Here is a 26,415-nt window from a genome sequence, read left to right as displayed (position 1 = left end):
GGTAATGCGAATGTTGATTGAATGTATTGCCACCACATTGGAGGATGCAAAGAGACTAGAACAATCAGGTGCAGACCGGATAGAATTGGTTAGTTCGTTAACCGAAGGTGGCTTAACTCCTAGTTTTGGCTTAATTGAGAAAGTGATCAAAGACATAAAAATTCCTGTAAATGTGATGGTACGCCCACACGCGCAATCGTTTTGTTACACTGATGATGAAATCAATATCATGAAAAGAGATATTGAAATGATTCGTGTAATAGGAGCCAATGGCGTGGTTTTGGGTGTATTGGATGAACATCAACAGATCGACCTACTCGCTCTAGAAGATCTTTTAGAAGGAACTATTGGTTTAGATGTGACATTTCATCGCGCAATTGATAGCCTAGCTGATCCGGTGGAAGGGGTTAGAAAATTAACGAAGTATAAAGAGGTCACCACGATCTTAACTTCAGGTGGGTTTGGTGATTGGACAGAACGCTTACAAACGATAAAAGAAATGAATCGTGTTTCCAAGCATATTTCGATATTAGTTGGAAGTGGGTTAACCAAAAATAATATTTCAGATGTCCATGAACGGATACAATTGAACCAATATCACTTTGGTACCTCCTTAAGGGAGAAGCAAAGCCCGGTTCATCCTATCGATGTACAAGCAGCAAGAGAAATAATGGAGATTTTACAAGGTAGAGGAGATGGAAACAAATGAAAATCATATTGGCCTGTGATGCAGGAATGTCTACTAGTATTATGGTTACCAAAATGAAAAATGTAGCAGATGAAAAAGATATAGCAGCAGATATCCAAGCAATTCCACTAAAATTTTTAGATGAAAATTTAGAAGGTACAGATGTTGTTCTTTTAGGACCTCAAATGAAGTACACACTTGAAAAGATTCAAACACGTCTTGCGGACCACAATATCCCAGTTGATGTGATTGATTCACTTGATTATGGAATGATGCGAGGAGACAAGATTTTAGAACAAGCACTACGACTTGTTAAATAAAGTAGACTTGAAGTGAAACTATAAAAAACAAAACAGCGTCCTCTAATGTTTCTCGTCCAAATATGACAAGGGAGAATGTTAGAGGATGCTATGTTTTTTAGAAACATCGTGGCGAAGGCGAGCTGGATCTGGAAAGAAATTCGCTTGTACGTTTTGGGAAAAGGCTGGATTGTTGAGTAATTACTAGTATTGTTCCTCCAAAGGAATTCACTGTATTAATAGATTAATTCATTTATTCAGTATTATCAAAATAAAATATGCGGCACGGCTGCCATAAAAAATAAAAGGACTCCGCACTAAGCGAAATCCCACACTTCAAATAAAAGGAAGAATCGGGTACTACTTTACTCTTGTCTTTCGCTCCGCCAGACCTAATAAATAATCAGCTAATATAGCAAGAATGGCTGTGATGATAGCACTGCTGTATATTTTTACGGGATCTCGTAAGTTGATCCCGGAGTAAATCTCTTTTCCTAGACCGTCTCCTCCAATAAAGGGAGCCAAGGTAGCTACGCCAATGGCGATCACTGCTGCCAAACGAATACCAGAAAATATAAAGGAAAGAGACAATGGGATTTGGACTTTGCGCAGCAGTTGTAATTTGGTCATTCCTACACCTTTACCAGCTTCCATAATGCTCTGATCTACTTCTTTTAACCCCACATACGTATTTCGAATAATAGGGAGTAGGGAGTACAGAAATAAGGCAATGACGACGGAATAAAATCCAATACCGAACAGAACCATTAGCATGGCGAGTAAAGCAAGACTGGGGAAGACTTGAATCAAGTTCGCAATAGCTAAGATGTATTTGCCTGCTCTCTCATTTTTTGCTGATAAAATACCAAGCGGAATGCCCACGATTAATGCCAATATCAATCCACATAACACCATAACAATATGTTGTCCAATGAGTAAGAGCAAGTTATCCCAATTGTGTTGTAGATAGCGGATTACCATATCCATTTCTTCTCCCCTCACTCATTTGAGTAGTCCTTGTTGTTGTAAATATTGTTTTGCTACTTGTTCTGGGTCTTGCATGTCTATATCGACTTTGGCGTTGAGTGTTCGGATGGTATCGATATTTATTTTTCCTTGTAGTTTTGTCAAAGCATCATCGATTTTAGGATACTTTTTCAGTACTTCTTGCAATGCGACTGTAGATGTCTCATAAGGTGGGAAAAAGTTTCGATTGTCCTCCAATGTGACAAGGTTGTACTGCTTGATTCGTGCGTCAGAAGAATAAGCTAATACGATATCCATTTGCTTGTTGGTGACAGCTTTATATACCAAGTTGATTTCCATCGGGAAGACATTTTTGAATGTTAAACCATATGTTTTGACAAATGGTTTGTATCCATCATTATCACGTTCCATCCAAGAAGTATCTACTCCCAACCGCATGTCTTTTGCTACGGACTTTAGGTCCGATATCTTTTTTAAGTTATACTTGTCAGCCATTTCTTTGGAAACTGTAAACGCATATGTATTTTCAAAGCCAATCGGATTGTACCACTTAAACTGATAGTATTTTGCAAAGCCTGCTTGTGCTTGGTTTAACACTTTTTTCTTATCTTTTGTTTGCTGGATCGGGAACCAGTTGTTAAAAATTTCCCCTGTGTACAATGTACCCAGTTCAATTTCTCTTTCCTTTAAAGCGTTTACGATAAACGGGCTAGAAGAAAGATCTGTTTTTACTTTTACTTCTACATTGTGATTACTTTGTTCGATCAAATACTTGTACATATAACCTAATATTTTCGTCTCTGTAAAAGTTTGTGTTCCAACTGTAATGGTGTCTTTGGTAGAACAACCAGCAACAAGCATGCTGATGAAAAGAACAATAGGGATTAATGCTTTTTTTATGCTCATATGCGTACAACAGACGAAATACCTGTTGGTCTACCTCCTTCTTATTGAATGTTAACTAGACGCAGACTGCTCCCTGCTTGTTGTTTGTCTTGTTAATAGACGTTCCAGTGAAGCTAATAGGAGATCGATTACGATAGCAAGGAGCATCGTTGTAATCGAAGAAGCAAAAATGAGCGGTTTGTCATACACGCTCAACCCTCCATAAATCAATTCTCCCAATCCTCCAGCTCCGATCAAGGTAGCCAGTGTAGCCCAACTAATCACATAAATGGTGGTCAATCGAATTCCTGACATCAGATAAGGTATTGCTAAGGGTAATTCAATTCGAAACAGACGTTGTCTACCGTCATATCCCATGCCACGTGCCGCCTCAATTACACTGGGATCGATGGATTTAAATCCAGAATACGTATTTCGCAAAATAGGCAGCAGGGAATAGAGGAAAAGTGCAACGATCGCAGGGAATTTCCCAATTCCAATCAAAGGAATAAGGATCGCAAGTAAGGCCAAACTTGGGATCGTTTGAAAAATGTTTGTAATCGTAAATGCTACCGATCGAAGCCAAGTGTACCTGGTTTTCACTAAATAGATTCCTAATGGTACAGCAATGATAATTCCCAGTAATAATGCAGCTCCAGATATGATGATATGTTCCAACATAGCGCTTCCTAAATCTTTCCAACGAGTAGCAAATATATTGATATAATCCATTTACAACCCTTCATTTCCAGAATAAATATCCGATAGATGCCCCACAATGGTTCCTCTTGTCACTAGACCTACTAAAGTTTGATCATCTTTAACAACTGGAACGTAAGGAAGCTTGTGTTCATCCATCAATTCTATTGTTTGATTGAGCAAAGTATCAGGCGCAATGACATGCTCAAACGTATGCATGATGTCTCCAACCCGTTTTGTTTCATCTTTAAATTGCTGTAATACATCGTAGATGGTGATATAACCTTGTAGTCGATCCTTTGTATCTACTACCATAAGGGAATCTACTTGTTTGCGTTCCATGATTTTAATCGATTCAGCTAAACCTCTAGAAGGTAAGATGGTTACTGGTTTACGAGTCATCACTTCTTCTGACTCTGGAATGGCTTCAAACTGAGCGAGCCGCTTTTTCCCAATAAAGTTTTTGACAAAATCATTAGCAGGACGACGCAATATTTCTTCTGGTGTTCCTTCTTGTAAAATTTTCCCGCTCCGCATCAAGACAATCTTATCAGCGATGCGTATTGCCTCATCCATATCATGGGTAACAAAGATGATGGTCTTTTTAATATCTTTCTGCAAGCGAATCAATTCATCTTGGAGTTGTTCTCGACTGATTGGATCAAGGGCACTAAAAGGTTCATCCATCAAAATAATCGATTGTTCTGCTGCAAACGCACGAATGACTCCAATTCGTTGTTGTTGTCCGCCGCTCAGCTCAGAAGGATAGCGATCAGCATAGGTATCTGCTTTCAGATTTACCATGTCCAGCAGATTTTTTACTTGTTTTTGAATACGGTCTTCCTCCCATTCCAAAAGCCTAGGTACGACTGCAACATTATCTGCGATTGTCATATGTGGAAATAAACCAACATGTTGGATCACATAACCAATACTCCTCCGTAGTTTCACTGGGCTGATGGTAGAAATATCCACATCATTGACGAGTACTTTGCCTTTTGTTGGTTCGATTAATCGATTGATCAGTTTCATCGTTGTCGTTTTCCCACATCCACTGGGGCCGATAAATACAGTTATTTCTCCTTCTTTGCAATGTAGATTTAAATTTTTCAATACGGTATGACCGTTGTCGTATTGTTTATAAACATTTTCAAATTTGATCATTCGTTTTTAATCAGTCCTTTTTGGATATAAAAATTGCGATCCATTCCATCATTATCCTAAAAATTTCGCTTCTTACTTTGCTGTTATATTGTCCAAAAGTGGCGAAAAAAATGAGGAGTAGTTTGGGTAGTTGGTGAGGTTTTTTCAAGAGGCTGGAACTTTATATTTCGTCAGGCGAAGGACATTCTTTGAAATAATGATAAATGTTTTTATATTATCATGCAAATTTAGAAGGTATTGGATCATTTGCAACTTTACAAATTCATAACATTTGCAGCTTAGAACGAAGAAAAATATTTTTATTTTCTATATAATGTAGATAAGGGAGAAAGGAGAATTCCATCAGTATATTATTTGAAATATGTTTTTTAATTGGTATCGTTTTTTGTATATTCAGTTTCTTATTGGGGGATCTTTTGGGAGATTTATTTGCTGCACCATTATCTTTTCTACAGCCTATTTCCTTGTTTGTTGGGTTGAGCCTTTTTGGTGGAGCTGGTTTTATCTTTACAAACTGGACCTCATTTACTTACTTTGAAACCCTTCTGAGTGCTGCTATGGTTGCCCTTATAGGCGTTGTATTTTTTTATTTTATTGTAATACGGCCTTCTGAACGTACAGAGAGTTCAACTGGTTTTCGTTTGGATGATTTAGTAGGAAAACAAGGGGAAGTATGGATCACGATTCCAAGCGATGGGTTTGGTGAAGTGGTGATTACGATAGCAGGAGGAAATACCAATCATATCGCTGCAAGTATAGCTGGTAAGTCGATTCCCGAGGGTACAAAGGTATTGGTGAAAGAAGTCAGAGATCATGTCATTTATGTACAGCAACTGGAAGGATGATTTCATTTGTTAATTATTCAAACTGCTGGAATTGTAGTAGGAGTTATTTTCATTTTCTCCTTAGCATTTTGGACAAGGTATAAAACCGTTGGTGCGGATGAGGCAATGATTGTAACCGGTAACATTTTAGGGAAGAAAAATGTTCTAGCAGATGAATCTGGCAGAAAAATTAAAATTATTCGTGGAGGTGGTGCTTTTGTCGTACCTATCTTCCAGCGAGCAGAAAAATTAAGCTTGTTATCCCATAAATTGATGGTAAACACTCCTGAAGTTTATACAGAACAAGGAGTACCCATTATGGTAAATGGAGTGGCGATTATTAAAATCGGTAGCTCGATAGAAGATGTAGCTACTGCTGCTGAGCAATTTATGGGGAAAACCAATGAGATTTTAAATGATGAAGCACGCGAAGTATTAGAAGGACATTTACGTGCCATTTTAGGTACCATGACAGTAGAAGAAGTGTACAAAAATAGAGAGAAATTTGCGCAACAAGTACAAACAGTAGCTGCACGTGATCTAAAAAAGATGGGTCTGAGCATCGTGTCTTTCACGATCAAAGATGTAAAAGATAAGAATGGTTACCTAGACGCTCTAGGTCGTCCTCGTATTGCGATGGTAAAAAGAGATGCAGATATTGCAGAAGCAAATGCTGTCCGAGATACAGAAATTCAAACAGCAAAAGCGAGAGAAGAAGGTACCAAAGCTGCGTTGATCTCAGAAACCAACATAGAAGAATCTAAAAAGGACAAAGAATTAAAAGTTGCAGCATTTAAGATTGAACAAGATAAGAAAAAAGCAGAAGCTGACCAAGCTTATGAATTACAAGGCAATAAAAATCAACAGCAAGTTGTCGAAGAAGAAATGAAAATTGAACTCGTTCGTAAACAAAAGCAGATCGAATTGGAAGAAAAAGAAATTTTGAGAAGAGAAAAGCAGTATGATGCAGAAGTTCGTAAAAAAGCAGATGCGGATCGTTATGCGAAGGAACAAGAGGCAGTTGCAAATGGTTTCCAACAAGAAGCACAAGCAAAAGCAGAAGCAGCCGCAATCAAAGCCAAAGGCCATGCTCTAGCAGAGGCAGAAAAGGCCAAAGGTTTTGCTAAAGCAGAAATTGAGAAAGTGGAAGGGATCACAGAGGCAGAAGTCATAAAAGCCAAAGGTACTGCAAAAGCTGAAGTCGAACAAATGGAAGGTACAGCAGAGGCTGAAGTTATACGGGCCAAAGGTCTAGCAGAGGCAGAAGCCAAACAGAAGCTTGCTGAAGCTTTTCAACAATATGGACAAGCTGCTGTGTTGGATCTTATTGTAAAAATGATCCCAGAATTGGCTAAGCAAATTGCAGAACCGATGCAAAATATTGATAAATTGACGGTTATTGATTCTGGTGGAAATGAAGGGGCAACAAAAGTTAGCAATTATGTTACAAAGTTAATGGCTCAGACTCCAGAGATGGTAAAACAAGTTTCTGGATTGGATCTAGAAAAAATGTTGACGAATTGGAATGACACTCCAAATAAGAAACAGGACGAAAGAGAGTAATAGATTGTAGGGTGGTTATCTCTTGATAGCTACTCTTTTTGGTCTATTAACCTTTATTGGAATTTACTTTTAAACCTTAATTTTCTAATTTATACCTTTTTTTAAGAGGTTGTAATTGATCTAGTAACAAAACAATGATAATTTTAAGATATATCCTACTCCGAATGAAAAAGAATGCATTTTTTATAGACAAAAACGATTTGAAAGGAGAGCAACGTGAATAGGTACTATTTGTTTCCGCAATGGAGACCAAAAGGGAGCTATTATCAACTCAAAAGAACCCCAAATGCCTCTCCCTCCCAACAAAAAGTAGCTTGGGAAGGAGTTTTAGAGTATCTTTCTCTGAAGAAATGGTATCGACGTTTTCCCTTTCGTTTTAAGGAACCTTGGCTTTCTTGGGAACTGCATGCTACAGGAAAAGAATTATATTATTATTACTGGGCTCCAGACAAGGTACATGGATACGAAATTGCTCAGCGTCTTGCTATTATTGATCCAGCTTTAGAAGTATCTATCGCAGAGCCTCCTGAAGCGTTAAATTTTCAACAAGCACACTATGGGTATAAAATGCAGTTTGAAAAAAACTTTTGTCTCCCAACAGGATGGGATACAGCATCGATTGAACAAGCATTGCATGAATACCTTAGCAAATTAAAAGATAACCAACGAATAATTTGTCAATTTTTGATCCGACCAGTATATGATTATCAAATTACCCGTAAGTTTACAAATGCTCTTCATTCGCTAGAACGGAGCAATGGAATAGATTCAGAAGAAAAAAATCGATTGCATGGAGCTATTTTCCAGAAGCAACAACAAACCAAAGCAGAAGTAGTAATTCGGTTGCTTGCTTTTGCCGATACAATAGAAGAAAGTAAACAAATTTTAGAACCTTGTGCGCAAATATTAGCAGTCTCTGACAATGCAGAACGGAATAATTTGCAATGGCGCGAATGGTGGAGAATGATTCGTCCGTTATTCCGTTATGAGTTTACCCATAAGCTTTTCCCTTTTCGCAAGCAAGAAAATGCTTTGATCATGGGGTCAGATGAGCTGGCAAAAATGATTCATCCTCCCAGCTATACTCCTTCATCTAAAATCCCTTGGTTAGGAGGGAAAAGGGTAGCAGAACCTTTGGATATACGTAACCAACAAAGAGATGATAAGGGTATTCGGATTGGGACAATGGAGAAAAACTTAAATGTTCGAACCAACCAATTATCGATTCGTAACTTAGAAAGTCATTTTGCCGTATTTGGATCATCAAAAACGGGAAAAACAACTACTTTGGTTAATGTGCTTGTAGATTATATGAAACAAAGAACAGATGAAAATCGATTAGGATTTACTGTATTGGATATTCAGGGAAAATTAGCAAATCAGTTGTTGGAGCGTATCCCTCGCTCGCAACATCATCTGGTAAAGATCATTCGTTTCAAGAGGGGACAATATCCATTTAATTATTTTGATATCGATTTTGCTACCTCTGACCATCAAAAAGCACGAATTGTTTTGGAAATTTTCCATAGACTTGGGAAAGGTTATTGGACTCCTTTTGTGTCTGATCATCTCTTATATGGTGCGATGGCTTTGCTCAAACTAGGAAGAGCGACGCTTTTTAATTTACAATTATTAATTGAAGATAATGAGTTCTGTATGCGAGTAATTCGTCAACTCAATCCAGCTCACCCTATTGAAGCATCCATTGCAAAATTTTTTAAGCGTTATTTACAAGACCAACAGCAAAGTAACTGGAAAGAAGAATTTTATATGAGTTCGATGATAACTCGGTTACGCGAACTCAATATGTCAGGAATGAGTACAACTTTGAATCATTATTCCAACGGTATTCGTTGGAATGAAGCGCTAAATGAAGGTCATTTTCAAATCTTTGATCTTTCTGGGTTAAATGCTGGCGATCGACCAAGAATGGGTGCATCTGTAGTTACCTTATTTCAGGCTGCCATGCTTACAAGAGAAGAAAAACGGGCGAAAGGGGATTATTTACCACTTCATCCACTTGTATTAGATGACGCTAGTATTTATTTAAATGAAGCATTTGGGGATTTAGAATATTTTCTTCATGAGGCAAAAAAATATAGGATGCCACTATGGATGGGTTTGCCTGGGATTACGAATTATATAAATCAGTCCGTTGCAGAATCTATATTTCGAAATGTAGAAACTATTCTAAGTTATCGACTTGCGAATGCAACAGATGCTGATTTTATTCATGAACATATGCATACAGTTGGATTGGAGTCCCAAGATTTCCAAATGCTTGATCCGTTTTATGGTTATCTACAAATGGCAATAAATAATGTGGGACAACGAACTTATGCATTTACAAACCGTGGATACTTGCCAAGTGATGCCCTTTTGAATCAAGCAGAAATCGATGAGTTGGAAATGGCTTATTTAGGAGAGATAAGTAAGCGAGAACAAAATTGGGAAATGGCACCATGGAAATCAAGTAGTGAAAAGGAAGAGAGGATGGAACAGATAGAGGCGGGATCTGATGAAATCGATGAATACCTTCGAATTCTCTATGGAGACTCATTAGGGACGAATTATTTGAAACCTTTTTAATCGAAGGAAATAAGAGTAGATTCTCATTTTATTTGGAGGTACCAGTGTCAACGGCCTATTCCTAAGAGGAGGGCGGCTTGTAACAATCCGGTCATGCGAACGTCTTTCGACTCCGACCTTGAATTGATGTTATCAAGGCAGATTGACAGCTGCCCGTTCTCTATCAGACATGCTGATAAAGACACTGTGTTTAGGTACTAAAAATTCCCAAGGTAACAGAACCTTTCCGATAGCTTGAATCTTTTACGTAAGTAGAGCATTACCTACTACAACTTTATAGATACAGTTGTCAAAGAACACAAGGAGTGCCTAAGCCAATAGGCGAACGGTTTTCTCCTGGTGTATTCATTCGACACATATGTTTGTAATCCTTCTGAAAAAAGGTGGTGAAAAAGACAGGAGCAAGGAATGGTCGCTCGAAGCATCCCAATAAGGGATACCGAGCAACGCCGACATTCCTTTACGCCAATGAATTGGCGAGTTTTCTGTCGGCAATCTCATGAAAAGATATCACCTTATGCCTTTTGCGATTCCAAAGGGAGTATATTATAAATTAGCAATTCAAGCTGGCGATAAACCAAAATACAAACCAATGGCGCAAGTTTGGAATCAAATGCTTCGATTTTTAAAGCGGCGATGGTATGAGCGGATGCCTTTTTCGGTGCAGGAGCCATGGGTTGCTTGGGAAATTCATGCTCATGCAGGAAATACACAATATGGGTGTTGGGCTTCCAATCAAATTTATGGGGAAAGAATGGTAGATTCCCTTCAATCTGCTTATCCAGATATACAAGTAAATCCAGTTGAAAAACCACCCACTATCGATTTTTCACGCCCTCATTCTGGTGCCCGGCTTTTACTTGAATATGATTTTGCATTGCCGCTCCATGTTGCATATCCAGATGATCTAGAAACGCATGCTAATTTATTAGAATTGATCAGTCAACTAGAAAAAGATCAATCCATAATCTGTCAATTTCTTATTCGGCCCGTTTACGAACATCAAGTAAAAGGATCTTTTTCAAGGGCTATTCGTGATGTGAAAAGAGATAAAAGTGCTCCCACCGGAGAGAACCAGCTTTATTTGCAAGCGTTGCAAACAAAGAAAACCCATACCAAAGCCGAAGTTGTTATTCGCATCGTAGCATTTGATCGAACCAAAGAACAAGCCGATCAGTTAGCTACACAATGTAGTAAGGCATTTAGCTGGATGGAACATCCGCATTTTAACCGCTTTCTTGTCCGGGAATGGTGGCAAACCATCAAACCTTTGTTTCGATTTGAATTTTCTAATCGCATTTTTCCTTTTCGATTGAAGAAAAATGTCGTAGTGCTGGGAGATCAAGAGTTGTCCGGTTTGGCAAGAGTTCCTTCTTTGTCTCGAACAGCATTTATCCATAATCGTAATATGCAATTGCCATTAGCGCCAATGGAAATCCAAAACTGTGCGAAACAAACAGATACTGTTTATTTAGGAAGTAACTCACGTGGACCAATCGAGTACCCCATTCATCTTCCAATCGAAAACCTTACAGAAAATATGGTTGTCTTTGGAAGAGAGGGTATGGGGAAGACTACTTTTATTCTCCATTGGCTTCTACAATTCTTGGAACAACGAACAGACGAGAATCTTTATGGATGTACAGTATTGGACATGGACGGGACGTTGACAAGTCGGTTGTTGACGAAACTTCCGGAAAAACTCCATTCTCATGTAAGAACCGCAAGAATTCGTGACTGGAAAATGCCATTTAATCCATTTGATATCGATTTTCCACAGGCAGAGTATGGGTATGTAGGTGAGATATTACGAAGATTGGATTCCGATTTTTGGGGACCTCAAGTTCCTGACACCTTTATGATGACTGCTACAGCATTGGACTTGATTGATCAAGGCTCTATTTGGAATATGCAGCGTGTTTTTGAAGATCCGGAGTATGCAAGAGCAGTCTATGATCAAATACCAGAGGATAATGACCGCAATCGCTCCTTACGAGAACAATTACGAAAATATATTCACCCAGAGACAGGAGCTGTCAACTGGCCGCAAGAGTTAATTCGAAGTCCTTCGTTGACAAGGCTACGACTTTGGAATTCCGGTGAAATGGGAAGAATTTTGAACCAACGTACAGATGGTTTTCGCTGGCTTCAAGCAATTAAAGAAGGACATATTCAACTTTTGGATTTATCTGGGTTGACGTATGATCAAAAAAAATATGTCGTTTCCAAAGTATTTATGTTTTTTGAGATCTTTTCGTATCCAAGAGAGATGAAACGGATGCGAGGTCAGTTTATACCGATCCATCCACTTGTTTTAGACGAGGGTTCCTATTTTATCCAAGATGTTATGCCAAATCCATACGGATATTTGCGTGATATGAGCCATAACCGAACCCCTCTGATCATGACAGCATCGGGTTTAAAAGATTACCTTTCTCCGCAAATGATCGATTGTTTGTTTCGGCAAAGTGGGAACATTGTATCTTTTCAGGTTTCCCCAACAGATGCTCATTTGATTGCACGAGGGATGAAAGATCGCGCTGGTCAAGTAACTCCAAAGGACTATGAATGGATTTTGCCTCACCATTGTTATATGAAGTTGGCTCCTAAAAAAGATTCTGTTTTTGTTTTGAAGACTCCTGAACTTCAAATCGTGCCAGATGAGAAGAAAATTCAAACCCATTTGGATCGTTCTTATGAGAGAGCGATGGTATATGAGAGGGAAAGAAGAGCCAATGGTCCAAGAGTACACACACCAATTGTTTGAAATAGATAACGTACCACCCTTTTTTATAGTAATCGGTTAGTATAAAAAGAACTCTTTCGCAAAAGAAAGAGTTCTTTTTATATGCTTATTGCCACCCAAACAATGTAAATAACTTAAATAAGAGAAAAGCGATGATTGCGGTAACTGGAAGAGTTAGTACCCATGCATAAACAATTTTCGTCGCAATGCTCCAGCGTACACTTCGGATACGATCTGCGACCCCTACTCCAATGATTGCACCTGTAATTGTATGGGTGGTGCTGACAGGTATACCGATTTTTGCGATCGTAGTGAGCAAGATTGCGGCTCCGGTCTCTGCAGCAAAACCTTGTGGAGTTTCTAAGCGGCTAAGTCGAGAACCCATCGTCTGAATGATTTTTCGACCTCCAGCTGCTGTACCCAAAGCCATCGCGAGTCCACAGGAAATCATTACCCAGAAAGGTACAGTGAATTCGGTATAATAGCCACCTGCAAGTAATGCCATCGCGATAATCCCCATTGCTTTTTGTGCATCAGATGCACCATGACTAAATGCCATAAATGCAGCAGAAAATAATTGCATTGGTCGAAAGGTGCGTTTTACTTTGGATGGTTGCTTGTTTCGGAAGATAGCACGAATGAGTTTGATAATAAGAAAACTAAGTAAGGCCCCTAAAACGGGAGATAAAACCAATCCCAATAGAATGACTAAGATACCATTAATTTTAAGAATTCCTACGCCTTTAAAGGCAATGGCTGCACCAATCAGACTTCCAATTAATGCATGAGAGGAGCTAGTAGGCAAACCCATTAATACCGTTGTAATATTCCAAATAATAACGGATAAGAGAGCGGCTACTAATACAAGTAAAGATATATTTTTAGCGTCGACAATATCTTTCCCAATTGCTTTGGCTACTTCGGTGAAAAAAAGTGCACCAACCAAATTGAGGATAGCTGCCATAATGATCGCTTTTGTAGGTGACAGTGTTCTTGTTCCAACTACGGTAGCGATTGCATTTGCTGTATCATGCCACCCATTTGTAAAATCGAATATCAGTGCTAGTATGACAACGATGACAACCAACGAGACAAGCGGCTCAGGCATACTTCATTACCACGCTTTCCATCACATCCATTAAATCTTCGAATGTGTCGGTTACCCCTTCTAACCTCTCATATATTTCTTTCATTTTGATCAAATTGAGCATATCTACAGGTTCTTCAAACAAAGTATAAACACTTTCTCTCATCAGACGGTCTGCTTCGTTTTCTAATTCATTGATTTCAATTGAAATTTTTCTTATGGTGCGAAATTCTTTTTTCTCCAGTGCAACAAATGCTTGGTGAAGCAAATTAGCACACTTTCCTAGATTATCTGCAAATTGAATAAGGTAGGGCGTAGTTTGATCGATTCTGCAATATACAAATCTGGCTGTACATGATTCTACTTCATCTAGTACATCATCCAGATGGCTTGCAAGTGCCATGATATCTTCTCGATCCATAGGAGGAACAAAGGTTTGATCCAATTCTTGCAGGATAAGATGGGTATAATCATCCCCTTTGGATTCTAGCTCCTTCATTTTATTTGCATATTGTTCTTTCTCTTGAAGCGTTTCCACATTTTCACGAAATAACTTAACAGCTTCTACAATGTTTAAAGTTATCTCTGTAAGCGTTTGGTAAAAGAAACGGTCTTTCGAGCGATTAAATAGCAAGATGAATTCCTCCTGAACTATAAGTGCTTAGCTACATTTTTATATTACATAAAGAAAATGAAAAAAAAAGCAAATCTTAATGAAATGGAGATAAACTTAACCATACCTTAACAGTTAGTATTGTGTACTTTTTGATTTTTCCCTAAACCCATCAAGCCTATTCTCATTAGGCCCCCAATGGCAATGCCAAGAACATTCATGATGAGATCATCAATATCAAATACTCCTCGATTGGTCATTACTTGTGTGATTTCTACCACAAACATAATGATCAAACCATACAAAATCGATTTTTTGAGAGATGTAGTGAAGGAAACAAAGAAAAAACCCATTGGTACAAATAATAAAGTATTGCCACCAAAATACCAGATTATTTCTGTAAGTGACAAGGACTGGAGCATTTGAAAAGAATGGACAAAGGGAACAAGGTTCCAACCATGTGAAGAAAAATGAACGGATCGAAAGATTAACAGTGTACTCATCCATGTAAAGTATATGGTTCCCATAATGAAATGCCAATTAATTGAAAATCCATTGCGAATGTTAGAAATGAGAAAGACCAATGAGACAGTCAAACAAATAAGCATCATATGAGAACGCGTATCTGTTAAGGTTTGAAAAATGAAATAGCAACAAATAGCACTTATGGCCAAGCTACTGAGAAAAAGAAAAGAAAAAAATCGCAATTTCAAGCAATCACCACCTTTGTTCTTTTGTAAAAGAAAGTAAATTTTTGATGGAGCATATCTTAGTCAAAAGGAAGGGTGTATTCATCTGTGTAAATATTTTATTAGTTATCATCATAAATTCCCATCTACACAAAACGACAAAATCAGAGTATAATTTAGCCATGGGAAACTTTTTTAGTTAAGACTAACAAAATTGTTTTAAACAAATTGATGAAAAATACAAGGAGGAATGGATAATGAATTCTGCGTCGGTAGAAAAGGAAAAAATATCAAAAGAAACGGGATGGCGTAGAGAAAGAGCAAATCCTTCCTTACGTGAAGTGCATCGATCTATGCCGGTACCAAAAAAAGGTTCAACCTTTCGAAAGTTTTTAGCTTTTGTTGGGCCTGGTTATTTAGTTGCTGTTGGATATATGGACCCAGGAAACTGGGCAACCGATCTAGCCGGTGGTTCAAGCTTTATGTATACCTTGCTATCGGTGATTTTATTATCCAATCTAATGGCAATTCTCCTCCAAGCCTTGTCCGGGAAATTGGGGATTGTTACAGGAAGAGATTTGGCACAAGCTTGTCGAGATCATTATAGTAAACCGGTTTCTTTTGTATTATGGATTCTCTGTGAGTTAGCTATTGCTGCGTGTGATTTAGCTGAGCTCATTGGATCTGCTATTGCACTCAACCTTTTATTTGGAATACCGCTTTTATATGGTGTAATTCTTACAGCACTCGATATTTTGTTTGTACTTTTTTTACAAAACAAAGGTTTTCGATATATTGAAGCAATAGTCATATCATTAATTGCTATTATAGGTTTATGTTTTGTCGTTGAACTGGCATTGGCATCACCTGATGTAGCCCAAGTAGTAAAAGGTTTCGTACCAACAACCGAGATCATTACCAATCCTGCCATGCTTTATATCGCTATTGGGATATTAGGAGCCACGGTTATGCCGCATAATTTGTACTTACACTCTAGTATTGTACAAACAAGGGCATATGATGAAAGTCCAGAAGGAAAACGCAGTGCAATTAAATTTGCCACATGGGATTCTACCATAGCGCTCATGTTTGCCTTGTTTATCAATGCGGCTATTTTGATACTATCTGCTGCTACTTTTCATGGAACGGGTAAACCTGTAGATGATATCAGTCAAGCTTATGAGTTGCTCACTCCTCTTCTGGGTACTTCGATAGCCAGTATTTTATTTGGAGTTGCTTTGCTGGCATCTGGGCAAAATTCTACTTTAACAGGGACTTTGGCAGGACAAATTGTGATGGAAGGATTTCTTAATATCCGGTTAAAACCTTGGCTGCGTCGATTAATTACTAGATTAATAGCCATTGTTCCAGCGATTATTGTGACAGCTTTGTATGGATCATCAGGTACAGTGCAATTACTCGTATTTAGTCAAGTTATTTTATCTCTACAACTTTCTTTCGCAGTTTTTCCGCTTATTCAGTTTACGAGTGACAAGAAAAAAATGGGCGAATTTGCGAATCCGCTTTGGCTGAAAATACTAGCGTGGTTCATCGCCTTTGTTATTGCTGGGTTAAACATATATTTGCTCTATAGTACTTTTGTATCTTGGCTTCAATAACTTTCCTAAATAAAAAATGAAAAAAAGCAGAACTTCGTCCATTACGGGTGGAGTTTTGTTTTTTATAATGGAAAAAATATATTTTAAAATTAAGGGATTGACAACGCAAAGAGAAACATACATAATAAGTAATGTAGTTACTTAAAGTAAGTCATTAAGCAATGATAAGTTTATAACATATGGAGGCATAGTAATGACTAACACATTTTTAGATGCTGTAAAAGCAAGACGTACGTACTATGGATTGAGCAAAGAAGAAGTAGTAAAAATAGAGCGAGTACAAGAAATTGTAAACGAAGCGGTGAAACATACCCCTTCTTCTTTTAACTCCCAAAGTTCACGTGTAGTTGTTCTATTTGGCAAAGAATCGGATAAAGTTTGGGATATTACGAAAGAAGAGTTGCGTAAAATTGTTCCAGCTGAAAACTTTGCAGCTACAGTAGAACGCATTAATGGATTTGCTGCTGGATATGGTACTGTTCTATTTTTTGAGGATCAAACCGTAGTCGAAAACTTACAAGAACAATTTGCTTTGTATGCAGAAAACTTCCCAATATGGTCTAACCAAACTTCTGGTATGTTGCAATATGTAGTATGGACTGCGTTGGAGCTAGAAGGTTTAGGTGCATCTTTGCAACACTATAATCCTTTGATTGATGAAGAAGTACGTACAGCTTGGAACTTGCCAAAAGAATGGAAATTAATCGCTCAAATGCCTTTTGGTAAACCAACAGCAGAGCCTAGCAACAAAGAATTTCAACCATTGGAAGAACGAGTGAAGTTCTTTTCAAACTAATAGATGACAGAAGCAAGAAGGGATAACCGAACAAGAGTTATCCCTTCTTTTTTTCTTTTCTTTCCTTTACAATGTATGGAGTAAGAATCAAACTGTAATTCTTACTTTTTGAAATAATAGTACGACAGCCACGGATTTGTAAAGAAAAAAGTATTTTCATCAGTGCACCAGACATGTAGAATATTATTCAAGCACGTATTAAAACTCATTAGGAGGAGAAATAATGGAGCGGTCTCGTCTGATAGACCAAAATTCTGTTGATTATCTATCATCTCTAGTAGTGAAGGGGAATGTGGATCAACATCACACACTACTAGGAGAAGGTTTGAGTGGACAAGTATTCTCCTTTGAAGATTTTGCAGTGAAAGTATACAAAGAAGACTTTAGCGAAAAAGATGACCATTTGATGCTAACCAATCTAAATGCTCATCCTATGTTTCCTAAGCTTCATTTTCAAAATGACAAATTTATGGTTGTGGATCAAGTCAAAGGTTATACTTTGGCACAATTGCGTGATGAAGGGTATAAGCTAAATGATTCACAGTTCCGTCAATTAGAGAAAACAATTGAAGAATGTTATGCATCGGGTATTATTCCTCATGACATTCATCTAAATAATATAATGTTAGATGAGCATGGCAACCTAAAGATTATTGATGTAGGTCGCTTCTTCTATAGTGATCACAAAGAAGATTACCAAGATAAGATTCGCGAAGATTTAGATAAAATCAAATATCATTGCGGTCTGTTTAGTCTGTTCTCTTCTTCTAGGAGAAAACGCCGTCGTCATTACACCAGCAGCCATCCGCGACGTCGCCACTATACCTCTTCATCCCATAAACACCATCACCGCAGACATCGCTCTTCTTTTTCTTTCTCCTTCTCATAGGAGATAGAGGATGCCCTGAAGCACATGCTTTGGGGTATTTTTTTGTCTATAAAATGGGTCCGGCACTGCAACCGATGGTGATGGTCGCAGTGCCGGGGTTGCCCAAGGAGTCGCCGTTACTTGGAGAGTACGGCGTTACGGGACTTCAGCCACTCGATGGCGAGCTTGTTGAGCTTCTCCATGAAGACCGGGTTGGAGGAGTTGTTCGCCGGGTCCTTGTACTGGTCCGCGATGCCCTCGATCCAGTTGAGATCGAGGACTGCCAGCTCCTTGCAGGGGCCGGTAACATTCTTCAGACGCTCGGTGATGATGTCCTTGTTGATGGTGTTGTGATTGTCGTGGTAGAGATTGAAGAAGATGAACCCAGCACGCTTGCCACTACGGTCATTCTTCACCCTGTTGGACATCTCGTTCATGTCCTGCTGGTTCGTCTCGTACCGGAAGTAGAACTTGCCGGCGTAGACGTCCTGCCAGTTCTTGTTCTGCTCGAGGAGCCGCAGGACGGCATCCTGTGCCTTGACGTTGTCGAACGGGGGCTCGAGCGCACGAACGTCGCACGTGTTGCCCTGCCAGGGCTTCGAGCTCGGGACAGCGGACTCCTTCGGAGCCGCCGGAGTCGCCGTCGGGGCGGGCGTCTGCGTACGAGTCGGAGCCGGGGACTTGGTGTGCGTCGGCTTCGGCGAAGCGGTCTGCGACGGGCTGGCGGTGCTGGACGGCACGGCGATCGGCTTGGAGTTGGCGACCGGCTTGGAGTCACCACCCATGTTGAGCAGGATGCCGATCATCAGCACGATTACACCGAAGGCAACGGCAAGCCCGGTGAGAGCCTTGCGGTTGTTCTTGCGGTGAGTGCCCTTGTAGGGCTTCTCATTCAGATCCGACAGGTCCAGCTTCTCGGTGTTGTCGAGGTTGTCGTCCATTTGTCCTCCTTGGACAAATCGGTCCCCAAGTAGGGGATGGCGTATACTTCTATTTATTATTATATATGATATTGTCAATATTGATAATGTACAAAAACTAACAACCTCTTGCAGATGCAAGAGGTTGTTAGTTAGGAATGGAAATTAGAAATCGATTGGCTGATTTGTATAAATATAAAATAATTGTAAGAACAAGAAAAACAGGAGTGGGATCGAGCTGGTGATGAGTCCGATGACAGTAAGGAGACTTCCATTAGTAACATAGTAGCTGTAAATACTAACGATAAGTGCAATAATGCCAATGATGTTGGTGAGGATTTGGATACTCGGGAAAAATACGAAGATAAATGTTACAATTCCTAGTATCATAGAGGCAAGAGCTAAGTTCGTAGGGGTGAGATTTTTTAATGGATTGGGAGTAGTTTGATTCCCATTTGGATTAGGATTTGACTCCATTGCGAGCACTCCTTTGTGTTAACAATACAAAAAGTATAACAAATGATATCTTATGATGGGAACAAATTCATAAAAAGGATGATGAAATATGAACACTCGAATCGATCAACTAACAGATTGGATGCGCTTACATAAAGTAGATGCTGCCTTTCTTACATCAAGTGCGAATGTATTTTATTTGACTGGTTTTTCTTGTGATCCACATGAGCGTTTATTGGGAGTATGGGTTTTTCCAGATCAAGAACCCTTTTTGGTCTGTCCGCTGCTGGAGCTGGATCGTGTGAAGGCATCAGGTTGGTCTAAGCGGGTATATGCCCATCGTGATGGAGAAAACACGTGGGCATGGATGAAAGAAAATATTTTTTCAGATGCTTCAGGGTTGAATGTTGCTGTGGAGGAAGATCATCTTACATATGGTAGAGCATCACGTATGCAGATGGAGCTTGGTATCTCAAACTTGGTTGCGATTGATGAACAAATTCGCACGATGCGAATGGTAAAAGATAAAAAGGAACTCCAAATATTAAAAGAAGCTGCTAAATTTGCAGACAAGGCCATACAATATGGTATAGCATCGCTGAAAGTCGGTTGTACCGAATTGCAAGTTAAAAATCACATCGAACAAAAATTGAGGGAAGATGGCATCACTCATATGGCTTTTGAGACTATGGTGTTATTTGGTGAACGAACAGCTCTGCCGCATGGAGAAGCAAGTAATGTAGAGCTTCGCGATGGTGATTTTGTGTTATTTGATCTGGGAGTGGTGGTCGAGGAGTATCGCTCTGATATTACAAGAACCGTCATTTTTGGATCTGCATCCAAAGAACAACAAAAGATATACGAGACTGTTTTAGGTGCGAATGAGCAAGCCATTGACCTGCTCAAACAAAAAAATGCGAAGACATTTGGTGAGTTGGATCAAGTTGCACGTAATCATATTGCTCGAGCTGGCTATGGAGCCTATTTTACTCATCGATTGGGACATGGCTTAGGTCTGGAAGCTCATGAATATCCTTCCGTATCCGAAAATAATGAACTTCCCTTGCAAACTGGGGTTGTTTTTACCGTTGAACCTGGTGTTTATGTTCCACATATTGGTGGAGTACGTATAGAAGATATGGTGTACATAACAGAAGAAGGATGTGAGATACTCACTTCTTTTCCAAAAAATCTACAAGTTGTGTCACCGTAAAAAGAATGGAGCGATGTGATTGGTTTCTAGAACGACTGGCATGGTACTAACCGCTTTGTTGGTAACTTTTTTGTGGGGAAGTGTAGCTCCTGCTATCAAATTGGGTTATCAGTCGCTGGGGATTGAAACAAATCAAATCGGAAAACAGGTCTTGTTTGCTGGACATATCACATTGTTGGCTTCCTTTGTGTTGTTTCTTTTTCTTCGAACCAATCGTCAATCGCTTCGTTTAGCTTTTTCGGAAATGAAGCTAGTAGGGAAAGTGGCTTTCTTTCAAATTTTCCTTAACTATTTGTTCTTTTTCCTGGGGGTTAGTATCAGTACTGGGGTTATTGGTTCAATTATGGCTGGTACAACTTCTTTTTTTCAACTTTTATTCGCTCATTTTCTGTTCAAAAATGAAAAGCTGACATGGACAAAGAATGTTGGTTTGATTCTTGGCTTAATTGGACTTATGATGCTAAATATAACGCATTCTTTTCATCTTACTTTTGGTTGGGGTGAAGGTTTGCTTTTGGCTAGTGTTCTTGCAGGTGCATGGGGAAACTTACTAGCAAAAGACGTTTCTCGTAAGGTGGATACGAAAAGGATGACAGCATATGCCATGTGTTTTAGTGGCATTGCTTTGTCCCTGATTGGAATCATATGGACTGGTCACTATCCTTTTTCTTTTACCGTAAAAGGGATGCACATCTTGTTTTATTTGGGGATCATGTCAGCTACTGCACTTCTTCTGTGGAATGAGTTGATGCATCGATTTCCAGTAAGTCAAGTTTCCTTATTTCTTTTCTTAATTCCTATTTTTGGTGTAATGATTTCCTCTTTTGTATTGGAAGAGCAGTTACAAGGCAATGCAATAGTGTCACTTTTGCTTGTTGCGTTTGGCATAATGGTCATCCATTTTTCTTTTTCCACGATGAGAAAGGATAGCTAAGTAAGTGTCCTTTGTCCTTCTTCATTTACGGAAATCGATTATCTATATTTTCTTTTTGTCTAGAGTTTTGGTTTACATTATTTTTACCCGAAAAATATTTGATACATATTCCAATTTACGCAGGAATACGCGACGTTTTTGTGCATGGAATTGGTATAAAAACGGGAAATACTATACCTGTTTTTCCTGTCAGGTGGAGCCATCATCTCAGCCCAAAACAGGAATACAGGTGGGGATCGATTTGGGTGTAAAACACCTTGCCACTACCTCGGATGAACAATTTTTATCAGCGCCGAAACATCTGAGAAAATCGGAATCACAAATCAAACGACTACAACAATCTATCTCCAAGAAGAAAAAGGGCTCCAAACGTAGAAAGAAAGTAGTGGAAGTCCTAGCTCGCACCCATGAGAAAGTAGCAAACAGGCGGAAGGATTATGCTCATAAACTAAGCCATTTGCTTGTTCAAGCATATGATTTCATCGCTTTTGAAGACCTTTCCATTCCGAATATGGTAAAAAACCATCGGCTTGCCAAAAGTATCGTCGATGCCGGATGGGGACAACTCGTACAATACACGACTTACAAGGCTGAGAGTGCCAGTAAGCGAGTGGTACTTGTAAATCCTTATCAAACTAGTCAACGCTGCTCTTGCTGTGGGAAGATCGTGAAAAAAACACTTGCTGAAAGGATGCATCGATGTACTTGCGGATATGAACAAGACCGAGATATTAATGCTGCTATCAATATTCTGCACCTAGCTCAACAAGTAGCAGCATCCTAAAACGGAATGGGCTAGGGACTAGCCTTCGTGGAGGGACCGGCATGAGTCGACCCAATGAAACGAGAAGCTCTCCAATTCATTGGAGAGAGGTTCACTAAATTTCGGACCGATTATGTTATTCGTGTTATTCTATATTTAATAGAAATTATGCTCACTATAAAGGAAATGACTCATATACAAATTGTTGAGATATGGGTAAGATGGGAAAGGGTTAAACAAATTAGCGTTGATCCTTTATGAGATATGTTAAAGTGGATAGGAAGAAAGAAAGGTAATACGTTTGGGGAGAGATATATGCTGGAGTTTGCGTTTACCTTTTTAGAGCGTTGTGGAGTATGGGGACTTTTTGGAGCAACAGCAATAGAAGCATCCTCGTTACCTTTTCCAGGAGCATTATTTGTATTGCTCTATGGTTTTATTATGCAAGTAAGTGCGTGGAAGTTGGTATTGATCGGGCTGATGAATAGTCTGATCTTTAGTGTTTTTACACTTATTCCATACGCTATTGGGTATAAGTTAGAAAGTTTTTCATCTAAAAAAATGGGTGATACAAAAAAGATAAAGAAAGCGCAAGAATGGTTTCGTAAATATGGTGAGTGGAGTATTACGTTATCAAGACCATTAAGCGTTGGAAATTATGTATCCTATATTGCTGGTTTAAGTAAAATTAGGCCGATACGTTTTTTCTTTTTTACCCTTTTGGGGGCGTTTCCTTGGAATACAGCTTTGTTGTTTATTGGACGATCAAGTAGTGTCGAAGGGATTCAGAAATTATTGAAGACCATGGGCAAATTTGGAACCATTACTGGAAGTGTGGTAATTGTTGCAGCATTGGTTTGGATTATCATTTGGTGGTATCGCAAAAAAAATCAAAGTCAAAAAGAAGAAAATAAAAGCGGCTTATAGCCGCTTTTTATTTTAGTAAACGAATGTGTGCTTTTTTTATGGATTGGGGTCCGCCTGTGATTTCAAGATATCCTTGGTTTACACCGACTTTTGTGTCAAAGATGAGCATGACATTTTTCCGTTCCAGTGGTTCTATTTGTTGATGGAAAAATCCTTTTCCTCTGCCATTTAGTAGTAAGTCTAAAGATATATCAGGTTCAAATACATTACCTTGGTCATCGATTAATCGAAACATATCGGGTTGGATCGTGACAGGTTGGCTACTCTGGTTTATGATTCCGATACTTACCGTAAGATAAGCAATATCAGCCTTATGGCTAGTGCCATTTAAGGTAAGTTGTTTTTTTTGTTGAACATCAGTAAGGACAATGGAAAAGGGGCGAGCCTTGACATAATCGCCAGCGATTGGATCAGGACTATCTGGTTTTACATAATTTTCTTTTACACCTGCATTAGGTAATGTGGTATTTACAGGTTGGCAAGCGGTTAATAATAAAAAAATCAGCCCTATAATAAGACGTAGTTTCAAAATGAAATCCTCCTAAACCTTGTTTTGCAAGCTATTTTCTAACTATGTTATAGTAGGCACGAGCGCGTTTTCATGGAGGGATTGAGATGTTTTCATCGTTTGTGCCAAATCAATATGTACCATCCATTTATAAGATTAACCTAGAAGAGTTGAAAGAAAAAGGGATGAAATCGATCATTGTTGATTTAGACAATACTTTGGTTGAATCTGATCGACGAGCTGCAACTCCTCTTTTGATTGAATGGTTAGAGCGGTTACAAGAATTAGGATTTCAAGTCATGATCGTGTCCAATAATAATAAAACAAGAGTGTCCCAATTTGCTATACCATTACAAATACCATTTATTCATAAAGCGAGAAAACCTTTGCCCAAATGCTTCCGTAAAGCCATGTTGGAATTAAAAACCGACATAAATCGTACAGTAATGGTTGGTGATCAGTTATTGACCGATGTACTAGGCGGCAATCGTATGGGGTTATATACCATTTTAGTCGTTCCCATTTCTAAAACGGAAGGTTTTTTTACAAAAATGAATAGAAGAGTAGAGCGTTTTGTTTTTCGTTGGATGGATAAGCGCGGGTTGCTTCCGAGAGAGGGGAATCATTAATCATGATGTTTTGTGAAGGTTGTGGAATACAGCTTCAAATGGAAGAGGAAAGCAAGCCAGGATATATTCCTGATGCTGCATTGGAGCGAGAGCATAAATACTGCAAAAGATGCTATCGTATACGTCATTATAATGAACTTTCTACTGTAGACCATGACCCTGGTATTTATTTGCAAATTTTAGGACAAATAGCCCAGACAGATAGTTTGGTAGTGCAGATTGTAGATCTATTTGATATTGCAGGTAGTTGGATCCCTGGTATTCACCGACATATAGGCAATAATCCGCTATTACTATTCGGGAATAAAATTGATTTGTTTCCTCAATCCGTTAAAACAGGAAAATTAAAAGAATGGATGCACAGTTACGCAAAAGAATTGGGCGTAAAGCCAGTGGATGTCGTCGTAGGTAGTGCAGCCAAGCAAGAGAAGATGCAAGAAGTTCGAGAAGCAATTGAACGTTATCGACAGGGAAGGGATGTATATATTGTTGGTGTTACAAATGTTGGGAAATCCACTTTTCTCAATTATTTGTTAGAGGAACCTATTATCACCACTTCTCCTTATCCAGGTACTACCCTCGATGTGATTCATATTCCTCTTGATGATGATCGCAATATTGTAGACACACCAGGCATTGTAAAGAAAAATCGACTAAGTGAATGGATCTCACCAAAAGAATTGGGTGAAGTGATACCAAAAAGTCGCTTAAACCCTAAAGTTTATCAACTCCATAGTGATCAAACTATTTTTTTGGCTGGTTTGGCTCGGATGGATTATGTGGAAGGGAAAAGACAGCCTTTCACTTGTTATTTTTCTAATCGTATGTACTTGCATCGTACGAAGACAGAGCAAGCGGATGTCTTTTCTGAAAAACATCTTGGAGGGATGTTGCAACCGCCTGCTGACCCAAAAGATTTACCTGCACTGCAAAAACATCGCATTGTTCTAACAGGCACACAAAAGCAAGATATAGTAATTTCGGGACTTGGTTGGATTGCATGTGGAAAAGAACGAGGCGTTGTAGATATTTTTGCACCAAAGGGAATCGAAGTGACCTTGCGTCCTTCTATTATATAAATTAGATAATAATCGAGGAGAAAAAGGATGAAATTAACAGCAACTACTCGTCCTCTAGGATTAATTGGACATCCTGTTTCCCATTCCAAGTCACCAGAAATGTTGAACGAAGTATGCAAAATATTAGGGATTCCTGCTGTTTATTTGGCTTATGCAGTAGAGCCGAATCAATTGGAAGAAGCAGTGAGAGGGATGAAAGCTTTGGGTTTTATTGGCTTTAATGTAACCATTCCTCATAAAGTAGCCATCATTCCTTTTTTAGATGAATTAGATGATACTGCAGCTGAAATTGGTGCTGTAAATACTGTAGTGAATCAAGATGGAAAGTTGATTGGGTATAATACAGACGGGGTTGGATATTTGCGGTCCTTAACAGAAGAAACAGCTTTTTCCCTTCGTGATAAAACGGTTACTATTTTAGGTGCAGGCGGTGCAGCTAGAGCAGTCAGTATTACGTTAGCAAAAGCTGGTGTGAAAGAATTGTTCATCGCCAATCGTACAGTAGAAAAGGCGGAGCAATTGTCTGAAGTAGTGACGAAGTGGACTAGAGCTAGTGGTGTTTCCTTGCATGAATCCAATGAAGAAATCGCAAAATCCCATTTGCTGGTAAATACTACTTCAATCGGGATGACTCCTAGTGAAGAACATTCTCCTATTCCATTAGAATATCTTCATCCAGCGCTTTTGGTGAGTGATCTGATTTACCGACCGAAGGAAACCAAATTGTTGCAAAGAGCAGCTTCGATAGGTGCATCTACACATGGAGGGTTAGGAATGCTTTTGTATCAAGCTGCTGTTGCGGTAGAGCATTGGTTTGGACAAAAAGCTCCCATTGCTCAAATGCGAACCATTTTGGAAAACGGGGATTGA

General features: G+C 39.0%; 26 protein-coding genes. 16 read left to right on the top strand and 10 right to left on the bottom strand.

The features are described from left to right. Positions 1-10 precede the first annotated feature (10 nt). The gene (locus A3GQ_RS0106335; protein ID WP_211227711.1) at positions 11-709 is read left to right on the top strand and encodes a copper homeostasis protein CutC; all 699 of its coding nucleotides are present in this window, start codon (positions 11-13) and stop codon (positions 707-709) included. Beyond that, positions 706-1,008, top strand: a complete 303-nt coding sequence (locus A3GQ_RS0106330) for a PTS sugar transporter subunit IIB (RefSeq protein WP_028776332.1) — start codon at positions 706-708, stop codon at positions 1,006-1,008. The genes A3GQ_RS0106335 and A3GQ_RS0106330 overlap by 4 nt, the downstream gene beginning before the upstream one ends. 339 nt (positions 1,009-1,347) lie before the next feature. Here the strand turns inward: A3GQ_RS0106330 and A3GQ_RS0106320 are convergent, their stop codons facing one another. From A3GQ_RS0106320 to A3GQ_RS0106305, 4 genes are read right to left on the bottom strand one after another with little or no spacing between them, the layout of a single operon-like run. Beyond that, on the bottom strand, positions 1,348-1,974 hold the full coding sequence (locus tag A3GQ_RS0106320) for an ABC transporter permease (RefSeq protein ID WP_028776331.1): 627 nt from the start codon (positions 1,972-1,974) through the stop codon (positions 1,348-1,350). Positions 1,975-1,989: 15 nt separating this feature from the next. Further along, positions 1,990-2,880 (bottom strand): glycine betaine ABC transporter substrate-binding protein, encoded by an 891-nt coding sequence (locus tag A3GQ_RS0106315; protein ID WP_028776330.1) that lies wholly within the window; start codon positions 2,878-2,880, stop codon positions 1,990-1,992. A 51-nt stretch (positions 2,881-2,931) separates the two neighbouring features. Then, a complete protein-coding gene (locus A3GQ_RS0106310; RefSeq protein ID WP_028776329.1) occupies positions 2,932-3,591 on the bottom strand; it encodes an ABC transporter permease in 660 nt (219 codons plus the stop codon). After that, positions 3,592-4,722 (bottom strand): ABC transporter ATP-binding protein, encoded by a 1,131-nt coding sequence (locus A3GQ_RS0106305; RefSeq protein ID WP_028776328.1) that lies wholly within the window; start codon positions 4,720-4,722, stop codon positions 3,592-3,594. 341 nt (positions 4,723-5,063) lie between these two features. Here A3GQ_RS0106305 and A3GQ_RS0106300 point away from each other — a divergent pair, with 341 nt between their 5' ends. The 4 genes from A3GQ_RS0106300 to A3GQ_RS0106285 all read left to right on the top strand — a co-directional run bounded on the left by A3GQ_RS0106300 (position 5,064) and on the right by A3GQ_RS0106285 (position 12,465). Further along, the gene (locus A3GQ_RS0106300) at positions 5,064-5,567 is read left to right on the top strand and encodes an NfeD family membrane protein (RefSeq protein WP_028776327.1); all 504 of its coding nucleotides are present in this window, start codon (positions 5,064-5,066) and stop codon (positions 5,565-5,567) included. A 6-nt stretch (positions 5,568-5,573) separates the two neighbouring features. Continuing rightward, entirely contained in the window at positions 5,574-7,109 is a 1,536-nt protein-coding gene (locus tag A3GQ_RS23590; protein ID WP_037464203.1) for a flotillin family protein, read from the top strand. 216 nt (positions 7,110-7,325) lie between these two features. Beyond that, the gene (locus tag A3GQ_RS0106290) at positions 7,326-9,698 is read left to right on the top strand and encodes a type IV secretory system conjugative DNA transfer family protein (RefSeq protein WP_028776326.1); all 2,373 of its coding nucleotides are present in this window, start codon (positions 7,326-7,328) and stop codon (positions 9,696-9,698) included. Between the two features lie 517 nt (positions 9,699-10,215). Then, positions 10,216-12,465 carry a DUF8128 domain-containing protein gene (locus A3GQ_RS0106285; protein ID WP_028776325.1) on the top strand — a complete coding sequence of 750 codons (2,250 nt, stop codon included), beginning with the start codon at positions 10,216-10,218 and terminating at the stop codon, positions 12,463-12,465. 85 nt (positions 12,466-12,550) lie between these two features. On the opposite strand, the gene A3GQ_RS0106280 is transcribed toward A3GQ_RS0106285, so the two are convergent. The 3 genes from A3GQ_RS0106280 to A3GQ_RS25590 all read right to left on the bottom strand — a co-directional run bounded on the left by A3GQ_RS0106280 (position 12,551) and on the right by A3GQ_RS25590 (position 14,857). After that, the gene (locus A3GQ_RS0106280) at positions 12,551-13,552 is read right to left on the bottom strand and encodes an inorganic phosphate transporter (protein WP_028776324.1); all 1,002 of its coding nucleotides are present in this window, start codon (positions 13,550-13,552) and stop codon (positions 12,551-12,553) included. Beyond that, the gene (locus A3GQ_RS0106275) at positions 13,545-14,165 is read right to left on the bottom strand and encodes a DUF47 domain-containing protein (RefSeq protein WP_028776323.1); all 621 of its coding nucleotides are present in this window, start codon (positions 14,163-14,165) and stop codon (positions 13,545-13,547) included. The genes A3GQ_RS0106280 and A3GQ_RS0106275 overlap by 8 nt, the downstream gene beginning before the upstream one ends. A gap of 107 nt (positions 14,166-14,272) precedes the next feature. Beyond that, complete coding sequence (locus tag A3GQ_RS25590; RefSeq protein ID WP_051271287.1) at positions 14,273-14,857, bottom strand: VanZ family protein; 585 nt, start codon at positions 14,855-14,857, stop codon at positions 14,273-14,275. A gap of 233 nt (positions 14,858-15,090) precedes the next feature. On the opposite strand from A3GQ_RS25590, the gene A3GQ_RS0106265 reads away from it, so the two are divergent. From A3GQ_RS0106265 to A3GQ_RS0106255, 3 genes are all read left to right on the top strand, one after another. Next, positions 15,091-16,452, top strand: coding sequence for an Nramp family divalent metal transporter (locus A3GQ_RS0106265; RefSeq protein ID WP_028776322.1), 1,362 nt, complete (start codon positions 15,091-15,093; stop codon positions 16,450-16,452). 193 nt (positions 16,453-16,645) lie between these two features. Next, the gene (locus tag A3GQ_RS0106260; RefSeq protein WP_028776321.1) at positions 16,646-17,248 is read left to right on the top strand and encodes a nitroreductase family protein; all 603 of its coding nucleotides are present in this window, start codon (positions 16,646-16,648) and stop codon (positions 17,246-17,248) included. Between the two features lie 223 nt (positions 17,249-17,471). Further along, complete coding sequence (locus A3GQ_RS0106255; protein WP_028776320.1) at positions 17,472-18,137, top strand: serine/threonine-protein kinase; 666 nt, start codon at positions 17,472-17,474, stop codon at positions 18,135-18,137. A gap of 116 nt (positions 18,138-18,253) precedes the next feature. On the opposite strand, the gene A3GQ_RS26745 is transcribed toward A3GQ_RS0106255, so the two are convergent. Together A3GQ_RS26745 and A3GQ_RS0106245 are read right to left on the bottom strand one after the other, a co-directional pair. Further along, entirely contained in the window at positions 18,254-19,057 is an 804-nt protein-coding gene (locus A3GQ_RS26745) for a hypothetical protein (RefSeq protein WP_156877580.1), read from the bottom strand. Between the two features lie 144 nt (positions 19,058-19,201). Continuing rightward, positions 19,202-19,513, bottom strand: a complete 312-nt coding sequence (locus A3GQ_RS0106245) for a hypothetical protein (RefSeq protein ID WP_028776318.1) — start codon at positions 19,511-19,513, stop codon at positions 19,202-19,204. An 88-nt stretch (positions 19,514-19,601) separates the two neighbouring features. Here A3GQ_RS0106245 and A3GQ_RS0106240 point away from each other — a divergent pair, with 88 nt between their 5' ends. The 4 genes from A3GQ_RS0106240 to A3GQ_RS0106220 all read left to right on the top strand — a co-directional run bounded on the left by A3GQ_RS0106240 (position 19,602) and on the right by A3GQ_RS0106220 (position 23,329). Beyond that, positions 19,602-20,705, top strand: a complete 1,104-nt coding sequence (locus tag A3GQ_RS0106240) for a M24 family metallopeptidase (protein ID WP_028776317.1) — start codon at positions 19,602-19,604, stop codon at positions 20,703-20,705. Between the two features lie 19 nt (positions 20,706-20,724). Continuing rightward, positions 20,725-21,639 carry a DMT family transporter gene (locus A3GQ_RS0106235; RefSeq protein WP_028776316.1) on the top strand — a complete coding sequence of 305 codons (915 nt, stop codon included), beginning with the start codon at positions 20,725-20,727 and terminating at the stop codon, positions 21,637-21,639. A gap of 4 nt (positions 21,640-21,643) precedes the next feature. Continuing rightward, positions 21,644-22,423 carry an RNA-guided endonuclease InsQ/TnpB family protein gene (locus tag A3GQ_RS23580; RefSeq protein WP_083964129.1) on the top strand — a complete coding sequence of 260 codons (780 nt, stop codon included), beginning with the start codon at positions 21,644-21,646 and terminating at the stop codon, positions 22,421-22,423. A gap of 294 nt (positions 22,424-22,717) precedes the next feature. Further along, the gene (locus A3GQ_RS0106220) at positions 22,718-23,329 is read left to right on the top strand and encodes a DedA family protein (protein ID WP_028776314.1); all 612 of its coding nucleotides are present in this window, start codon (positions 22,718-22,720) and stop codon (positions 23,327-23,329) included. 7 nt (positions 23,330-23,336) lie between these two features. On the opposite strand, the gene A3GQ_RS0106215 is transcribed toward A3GQ_RS0106220, so the two are convergent. Continuing rightward, on the bottom strand, positions 23,337-23,858 hold the full coding sequence (locus A3GQ_RS0106215) for a DUF4352 domain-containing protein (protein WP_028776313.1): 522 nt from the start codon (positions 23,856-23,858) through the stop codon (positions 23,337-23,339). A gap of 86 nt (positions 23,859-23,944) precedes the next feature. Here A3GQ_RS0106215 and A3GQ_RS0106210 point away from each other — a divergent pair, with 86 nt between their 5' ends. Genes A3GQ_RS0106210 through A3GQ_RS0106200 form a run of 3 tightly spaced genes read left to right on the top strand, consistent with a single transcriptional unit; the run spans position 23,945 to position 26,415 of the window. Further along, positions 23,945-24,466, top strand: coding sequence for a YqeG family HAD IIIA-type phosphatase (locus A3GQ_RS0106210; RefSeq protein WP_028776312.1), 522 nt, complete (start codon positions 23,945-23,947; stop codon positions 24,464-24,466). 2 nt (positions 24,467-24,468) lie between these two features. After that, positions 24,469-25,545 carry a ribosome biogenesis GTPase YqeH gene (gene yqeH, locus A3GQ_RS0106205; RefSeq protein WP_028776311.1) on the top strand — a complete coding sequence of 359 codons (1,077 nt, stop codon included), beginning with the start codon at positions 24,469-24,471 and terminating at the stop codon, positions 25,543-25,545. Positions 25,546-25,572: 27 nt separating this feature from the next. After that, positions 25,573-26,415 carry a shikimate dehydrogenase gene (locus tag A3GQ_RS0106200; RefSeq protein WP_028776310.1) on the top strand — a complete coding sequence of 281 codons (843 nt, stop codon included), beginning with the start codon at positions 25,573-25,575 and terminating at the stop codon, positions 26,413-26,415.

Source organism: Shimazuella kribbensis DSM 45090, from assembly GCF_000428065.1.
GTDB classification, from domain to species: domain Bacteria; phylum Bacillota; class Bacilli; order Thermoactinomycetales; family Thermoactinomycetaceae; genus Shimazuella; species Shimazuella kribbensis.
The sequence above is the reverse complement of the archived record's forward strand: the minus strand, read 5'-3'. Positions and strand labels throughout refer to the sequence as shown.